Source organism: Prosthecobacter sp. (assembly GCF_044378005.1).
Classification (GTDB): Bacteria; Verrucomicrobiota; Verrucomicrobiia; order Verrucomicrobiales; family Verrucomicrobiaceae; genus Prosthecobacter.
In genome coordinates, this window is the sequence record NZ_JBILYB010000205.1 from 1 (window position 1) to 7920 (window position 7920).

At 61.2% G+C, this 7920-nt stretch carries 5 protein-coding genes; all 5 read right to left on the reverse strand.

Annotated elements, in window-relative coordinates:
* Positions 1 to 1838: alpha/beta hydrolase fold domain-containing protein (locus AC6FTP_RS24180; RefSeq protein WP_497209474.1), on the reverse strand; the 1838-nt coding region annotated here is incomplete at its 3' end.
* A 149-nt stretch (positions 1839 to 1987) separates the two neighbouring features.
* Positions 1988 to 3136: a dihydrodipicolinate synthase family protein gene (locus AC6FTP_RS24185; protein WP_497209475.1), complete on the reverse strand. Its 1149-nt coding sequence runs from the start codon at positions 3134 to 3136 to the stop codon at positions 1988 to 1990.
* Complete coding sequence (locus AC6FTP_RS24190; RefSeq protein ID WP_497209476.1) at positions 3133 to 5748, reverse strand: PQQ-dependent sugar dehydrogenase; 2616 nt, start codon at positions 5746 to 5748, stop codon at positions 3133 to 3135. Before AC6FTP_RS24190 ends, AC6FTP_RS24185 begins: the two co-directional genes overlap by 4 nt.
* Complete coding sequence (locus tag AC6FTP_RS24195) at positions 5745 to 6962, reverse strand: (Fe-S)-binding protein (RefSeq protein WP_497209477.1); 1218 nt, start codon at positions 6960 to 6962, stop codon at positions 5745 to 5747. Before AC6FTP_RS24195 ends, AC6FTP_RS24190 begins: the two co-directional genes overlap by 4 nt.
* Positions 6952 to 7920 (reverse strand): FAD-binding oxidoreductase (locus AC6FTP_RS24200; protein WP_497209478.1); only part of this gene is annotated, 969 nt, incomplete at its 5' end. The genes AC6FTP_RS24195 and AC6FTP_RS24200, both read right to left, overlap by 11 nt.

Genomic DNA, 7920 nt, shown 5'->3' on the forward strand with positions numbered 1-7920 from the left:
TCACGAATGTCTGTGATGCGGCGCAGCGTGATGTCGCTGATGGGGCAATCGAGCGTGGTGCCATCGTCAAAACGCTTCACGCCGGGCAGGATGCGGATGGAATTGGCGGCATGCACACCTTTGGGCGCTCCGGTGACGTCTTCGATGGCGATGCGCTCAATGGGGCCGTAGCTGGGCGCGTAGTTCTTCCATTCCCAAGCATTCAGCGCCACGTTGTCATCGTGCGAATCGCCGCGCACGCCACGAATGACGCCATCGCTTGAAGGACCATTCACATGCACGCCGTCGCGGTAATGCTCTTGAAGCGTGATGTTCTCGATGGTGAACTTATGCGCATTCGCCAAATGCACGCCGAAGGGCCGACTCTGGCGGATGGTGACGTTCTTCACTGAGACGCGGCGCACGTTTTGCAAAAGGATGACGCCATGCGCACCGAAAGCCGGATTCTCCTTCGCTGAGTGGCCACGCAGATTGCCGTTGGACTCAGCTCGGGACACGGCCAGTGTCGTCCAGATGCCGCCTTCGATAGTGATGTCCGTATCGAGCTGTTGGTCAGCGGGCACGGGCTTGGCGTTCAAGGTGACGACATGCTCGTTGCGCACCATGCAGGTGTTGCTGCCGGGCTTGAGGCGGATCTCGGCGGTCGGATCGGCGCTGAGTTTCTGACCGGATTTTAAGACGAGCGGGCCATCCAGGTAATAGGGTTTCTCTTGTGCTGGAATGTGCAGCGTTCCTTGAGCATCGAGCGTCGCTTGCATGGCTTGCGTCCACACTTCGGCGGTAACGTTGCGTGCTTCGGCTTTGCCGGAAGCGTCCGGCCATTTCTCAGTCCAGGTCTCGGTGCGGACGAGTGGCTGGAAATCGGACAGCTTCTTGGCGGCCGGTGTTGGCAGCTTGTCCGATGGTTTGAGATAACCCAGAGACACGAAGAAAGCGTCCAGCTCGCGGATGGTGCGGTGGAAGCAGCGAGTGGCTTCCTCTCGCGGCTCGCCTTTGCCGCGCCCGGGATTGAAGAAGCCGTGCGGCTGGCCTTCATAGGCTTTCAGTTCGCAGCGATTGCCTACGGCGGTCATGGCTTTGGCAAAGAGTTCCACCGTGGGGAATGGCACCGCCTCATCCTTCGTGCCGTGGAAGAGAATGCTCGGAGGCAGCCCAGCGCGAACGAAATGATAAGGCGAGATCTCCTGCGGTCGCCCATCGGTGCGGGCGCGGATATCGGCGATTTTATCGTCGGAAAGCAGCCCAGGATGACCTTCCACCGGAGATAGCACAACGGCTGGATTAAACAACGCGAGAGCGTTCGGCATGGAGCTGACATCCGTGTGATTTCCGTCCTCGAAACCCGGCACCAGCGCCACCGCAGCAGCGAGATGACCACCAGCGGATTCACCTCCGGCCACGATGCGGTCGGGGTCGATGCCGAGACGGGCGGCATTGGCACGAGCCCACCGCATCGCCGCCTTCGCATCGCGCAGGCAATCCTGCGGGAGGACCCCGTGGCGGCTCAGCACCCGGTAGTCGCACGGGATGGCGACCATGCCGCGCTGCGCGAGGTAAAGCGACTGCGGCAGGAACTGCCCCGGCGATCCACCTTTCCATCCACCGCCAAAGAAGAACAACACTGCGGGACGATGATCCGACACTCGATGACCCGGCGGCGTGAAGATGTAGGCATTGAGCTTCACACCGTTCACCTCCCGATAAACCTCCACACTCGCCCCCGGCATCTCCGGCGGGTATTTCCAACTCACAGGCGGCTCAGGAAGACCATCAGCGGCGTGCAGTGTGGCGAGCGGCGCGAGCAGCAGGGCGGTGATGAGGGAGAAGATTGGTTTCATGGCGATCTCTTGCTTTGGATGGTCCATTGACTGTTCACGGCGCGGGTGATGATGACTGCTAGGAAAATGCTTTTGGGTGCCGGGGCGAGTTGGCTCTGGGTGAGGAGCAGCTACTGGGGTGAGGGGCTCGCCAGGCAAGATGCATTCGGTTACTTGGCCACAAAATCGAGCATGTCCCGATAGAGCGCGTCGAGCTCCCGGCACTGCAACGGTGTCAGTTCTACCTTCTCCAGCTTCCAGGCTTTGCCGACGCCGAAGCTTCCACCATCAGTGACGCGTGAGTTGGTGTATTGACGCGAAACTCGATTCCTGAAAACGCCCTCTTTCTCGAGGAAATACAGCGGGTAGCCGCGCAAGCCGGAAGGAAAGTTTCGCTGATCGCACAGGAGGCGGAACATGGCGTAAGCCTCGGTGAGGGGAAGACCGCGCTCGCCGCTTTCGTGGATGCGCCAGAGTTTGGCGAGCACCGGCGCAAAGGCGCTGCGCTCGGTGACGAGCCCCTCGCACCCGCAATGCCGGAGCTGGATGAGCCACTGCCAGCCGCCCCACCCCGCCATCGCGGTCTTGATGACGGGCTTGGCTGCCGAAAGCTCCGACATCCGCTCGACCGCCGCATAACCTTCGGCCTCTTCCTTCACGTAGCCGTAAATCGCCGGATGTTTCTCTGCCAACCGCACGAGTAGCGCGACCGAGGGCGTCGGCGTGGCGGGCGTGCCGTAGGTCTGGAAGATGACCGGACGCTTCGCGACCTTCGCAAGTTCGTTCCACGCTTGTTCGATGTCCGCCTCGGTGCGGACATCGTCCGGCGGACGCGAGATGATCGCCATCCTGACGCCGGGGTGACGCTCGGCGACACGTTCGATTTCCGCAGCGATCTCCAGCATCTGCGCGGTGTTGGTGCCGTTGGCTCCCAGCGTGAGGACGACCTTGCGCCCTTCTGCCGCCTCGGCACACGCCTCAAACCCCCGAAACTTCTCCTCGGTCGTCAACAGGTCGATGGCGTCGTTCGACTGACACCAGATGACGCCCGGACAGCCCGACTCGTCCACCCATCTTAGTTCGCGCTTGAGACCATCGTAATCGACAGATCCGTCCTCGAAATAGGGCGTGGACATGATCGGAAAGGGGCCGCGAATTTCCTTCGGCGTTGGCACGACGCCGAGCGCAGCCCCATCCGTCAGCATGAGCAGGGAAATCAAGCTGCCGAGCGCCTTGAGCGCATGGCGGCGGTCGATGAGCCAGGATTGGGATTGGATATTCATGTTTTTGTCCGTGATCTTTTTGTCGAGAATCCTCACGGTTGGAACTCGATCCAGTTCAGGCCGAGTTCGGTGTTCTTGTCGGCGCAACGGGCGACGACGCAGACGTCGGTGAGGCCGTTGGCGTTTGTGAGGGTGGCGGGGATGGAGAGAAACTCGCCTGAGTCGGCTTGGCCGGAGGGCTTCACTTCGACGCTGGCCAGCAGGGGGCCGGTGGGTGAGCCGCTGCGGAGTTCGAGAGTTCCGCCCTGGGTATCGAAGCAACCGGCGCGGACGGTGATCTTCGAGATGCCGGTGAGGTTCAGGTCGCGCCAGAGGATGTGGGTGCCGTCTTTGAAGTGGCCGACGATGGCCTTCTCGCCATAGGCGTGCTCGACGTAGGCCATGCCGTGGTTCTCATCATAGAGCGCGGCTTTTTTGCGGCGGGAATGCAGCACCACGGTGCCTTCACCACGCAGGCGCGGCAGGGTGGCTTGATTGCCATCATCGGTGTAAGCGGCGGTAAGGATGAGCACGCCTTCGTCCACGCGTGTGCCTTTCTCGGGCTTCTTCGGCGCGGTGAAGGAGCCGCTGGCTCCGGACTGCGGCGGGCTGGCGGGATCGTCCTTGAGCGAGAGCACCCAGGCGACCATGCGGCGGAGTTGCTCGATGCTGTGCTGCGGATGCGGCGGCATGGGAAGCTGCCCCCAAACGCCGGTGCCACCGCTGAGGACTTTCTGCGCGAGTCGTTCGGCAGCAGCGGGGTCGTCCTTGTATTTCATGGCGACGGTTTTGTAAGGAGGACCGGCGGATGGTGTGTCGGCCATGTGGCAGGCGAAGCAGGTGCTGGCGCGCATCATGGCGAGTCCGGGATCGAGCACATCCTTGTCACCCTCGCTGGCAAAACGGCGTCCGCGAAACTCGCCCTGCACGGTGGCGAGATTGGTCTGCACCGCGTCGCCATCGGTTTCGGTGACGGACACCTGGTAAGGAATCTTGGAATCCCAATCAAAGAACGAACCATGCGCTGGCGACTCGAAGCGCACGATGGGCCGACCATTGCCGACGTGAATCACCTCCTTCGCCGTGCTCCTCGCGCCGCTGGCATCGAGCGCCGTCACGCTGACTTCATAGCTGCCGGGTTGATCAAACGTGTGCGCGAACTTCGCCCCGCTGCCGGTCTGTTCTTTGCCCGCGATGCTCCAGATGAACTTCAGCGCATCGCCATCAGGATCGCTCGATGCAGCTGCATCAAAGGTGAGCGCGAGCGGTTGTTTGCCCGCTGTTTCATTCGCGGTGAGCCGGGCCACGGGCGCGCGATTGCCGCGACGATAGACGACGCGCACGAGGCGGCTGTCGTTGTTCTCCCACCACTGGTCGCCATACTCGATCATGTAGAGCGCACCATCGGAACCGATCTTCATATCGATGGGGCGGCGCAGATTCCAAGATGGCAAGAAGGGCTCAATCTCCGGCCCTGGGGTGCCGAGCTTCACCGTCTGAATCCAGTTGCGCATCCATTCGTAGATGAAAAGGCGGCCATCGAGCGCTTCGGGAAGTTTGGTAGTGGACGGATTCGTTGCATCAAAGTGATACACGGGTCCGGCCATGATGGTGCGACCGCCGCTACCGAGTGTGGGGAAGTCCTTCGAAGGCAGGCTCGAATACCAGATGAGCGCGGGCCTGGCCGGTGGCAGTTTTTGAATGCCCGTGTTGCGCGGCGACAGGTTCTCCGGCGACTGCGGGTCGTAGCGTTTCACCTCCTTGTTCGCGGCGAAATCATAGAGCGGCAGTGCTTCATTTGGGCCGACAAAGAGCGGCCAGCCAAAATTCCCTGCGGTCTTCGTGGCGTTGAGTTCCTCGTAGCCATCCGGCTTCACGCCGAGCACCGGCATGATGTTCGGGCCGACATCGGCGAAGTAGAGCGTGCCCGTTTTGTCATCCACGGAGAGGCGGAAGGGATTGCGCACGCCCATGGCGAAGACCTCCGGCCTGCCGTCCTTGCCATCGGCAAAAAGATTGCCCTCGGGGATGGAGTAGCCGCCCTCCGGCTTCGGATGAATCCGCAGCACCTTGCCGCGCAGGTCGCGCGAGTTGGCGGCGGAGCGGAAGGCGTCCCAGTTTTTGCGATCCGGCCGCGTGTCCTGGGGCAAGCCCGGATCATAGTGACAGTTGTCGCCATTGCCGATGTAGAGATCGCCTTTTCCATCCATCCACATCGCGCCGCCCATGTGGAAGACATGCTCGGTATCATAAGGCCATGAAAGCAGTTCCAACTCCGATTCCGCCGACATCCTGCCGTCCTTCACCGTGAAGCGGCTCACCCGCACGGTGCCGAGTTTCGCCGTCGGCGCGAACAAGGCATACACATGCCCGCTCTGCTCAAAATCCCGCGCCACCGCCATGCCGAGCAGTCCGATCTCGCCCTTCGCATACGTTGGCACCGAGCCGAGAATGCTCACGCCGCCTGACTTCGCGTCCCAACGTTTAATCGTGCCCCAGAACTCGGCAAAGATAACATCGCCACCGGGAAGAACTTCCATCTGGATCGCATCACGCGCCGTCGGCACGAGGATTTCTTTTTCAAAACGAGCTGGATCAACCGGCTCGGCGGCATTCGATGCAGACAGCGTGAGCAACGCTGCGAAGGCGATCATGGTGTTGATTTTCATGGCTGTGGTGAGTTGGAAGGAATGCTGAACTTCTCTCCGGGATCGAGGAGTTGGATGATGTGTTTCACCTCGTAGGGGCGGGTGACAAGTCCGGTGGCTCCGGCGCTGTGCCACTGCATCATGCAGACGTGGTTGGAGGTGCCGAGGATGACGGGTGCGCCTTCGGCTGCGTTGAGGAAGGCGGATTTGTCGGCGAGGATCTGCTGTGCATTCTCGGGCTTCTGGATGTTGTAAACGCCACCGGAGCCGCAGCAGTCCTTGGCCTTGGGCGCGAGTTCCCAGCGGTGGCCAGTGGCATCGAGCACATTCGCGGGAATGCCTGCCGCCTTCTGTCCATGCACGAGATGGCAGGGCAGATCGACATAGACTCGCGTGCCATCATCGCGGGCACGCTGGCGGCGCACGGGACCGAGTTCGCCGAGGAAGCCGAGCACATCACGCACTTGTTTGTCGGGCTGCAATGTCTTGCCCAAAGCGTAACCGCAGCCGGACGAGTTGCTGACGATGGCATCGACATCGAGCGGGCCAAACGCTCGCCGGTTCTGCTTGCGAAGGGCTTCGACACCATCAAGTCCGGTATGCTCCTGGAACGCGCCGCAGCAGCCCTGGCCCTCAGGAATGATGACTTGCACGTTGTTCTCAATGAGCACACGAACGGTGGCGAAGTTGATCTCGCGGAACATGGCTTCCATCAGGCAACCCGTGAGAAAAGCCACACGTGGGCCGGTGGGACGATGCCGCTGCATGAGTTCCTCTGCATACGCAGCGGTGCTTTTCAGAGCCGAAGGACTGCCCGGGAAAAGAAAGCGATGCACACTGAGGCCCGCGCGGCGCAAGAGTCGGGCAGGCAGCAGGGCGAGATTGAACAAGATCGGACGCGTGACCGCTGCCGCTGCCAATCGGAGCGCGAGCTTTGGTTTGAAGCGATGCGTTGCGACGTGCTCATGGCGAATGTGCTCGAAGATTTCGCCATACGGCACCGTTGCCGGGCAGGCAGTTTCACAGGCGAGGCAACCGACACACTCCGCGGTGTAAAAGTCCGTCCACTCGTCTTGCGGCAGCCGTCCTGCCGCTTCCTCACTCCACAAACGCAATCGCCCACGCGGTGAGTTGTTTTCGTCGCCGGTGAGCTTGTAAGTCGGGCACACGGCGAGGCAGAAACCGCAGTGCGTGCAATTGGAGAAATAGTCTGGAGGCATTGCTTCAGTGCTCATGAATGGCTTCCTCCAGCGTGTTGAGCCACGCAGACTCAGTGATGGTCGGCGGCGTGGCAGGCAGCCAGCGTGAGTGCCAGTCGCCACCTAGGCTGTGGAGTTCTGCTGTGTAAGGTTGGACGAGAGCTTGCGTGCGTTCGGTGAGGTCTTCGCTCTCGTTCATATAGACGTGGACAACACCGCTGTAGCACAGCGCCACACAACGGCGCGCACCCTGCGCGATTTCCGCAGAGAGACCGATGACACGATCAGGCGTCGTCTTGATCACGAGATCGGGAAGGCCATCGAGTGGCGGCGGCACGTTGCTTCGCAGCGTAAGCTGCGTGCTCGTCGATGCAGCGATGTGTTCGAGCTGCTGAGCAAAGATGGACGCTTCCTCTGTCACGCAATGGATCATCACACGCACGAACGATGCCCCGCTTTCCGTAACGAAATCCACCGCATCCCACCAGTGCATCCAGCCGCTGTGAAGTAGTTTTGATACACAGGAGCGCAAAGCCTTGGTGTCTCCATCGAAGCAGCCGATGGCCGTGAATCCGCAATCAGGACGCAACCGCAGAACGTAGTCCACCGGCTCGCCATAACGCGACCCGCTGTGCAGCAGAAAGCGCAGCCAATCATAGCCGGTCGTGGTCTTGACCACACGCTCGCCGATGCGGGCGATGCGCCCCGAGGGCAGCCGCCAGTTCATGCCGAGGATGTTGTCGCAATACGGCCCAAAGCGACACGACGCAGGCGCATGAGTGGTGGCGGCGATTTGTTCGCGCAGGAAGTTCGTTTCATCCAAAAGAAGCGGAAAGCGCAGGCGATGCGCGCGAGCTTGCGAATGAATGTCAGACGCTGTCGCATTCGCGGGCAGGCACAGCGTGCCATCCACTTCATCCAGGAAGGGAACAAAGAGCCGTTCGTGCTGCATGGGAGGGAAGACGTTCATGCGATGAAGTGGCGATTGTCGAAG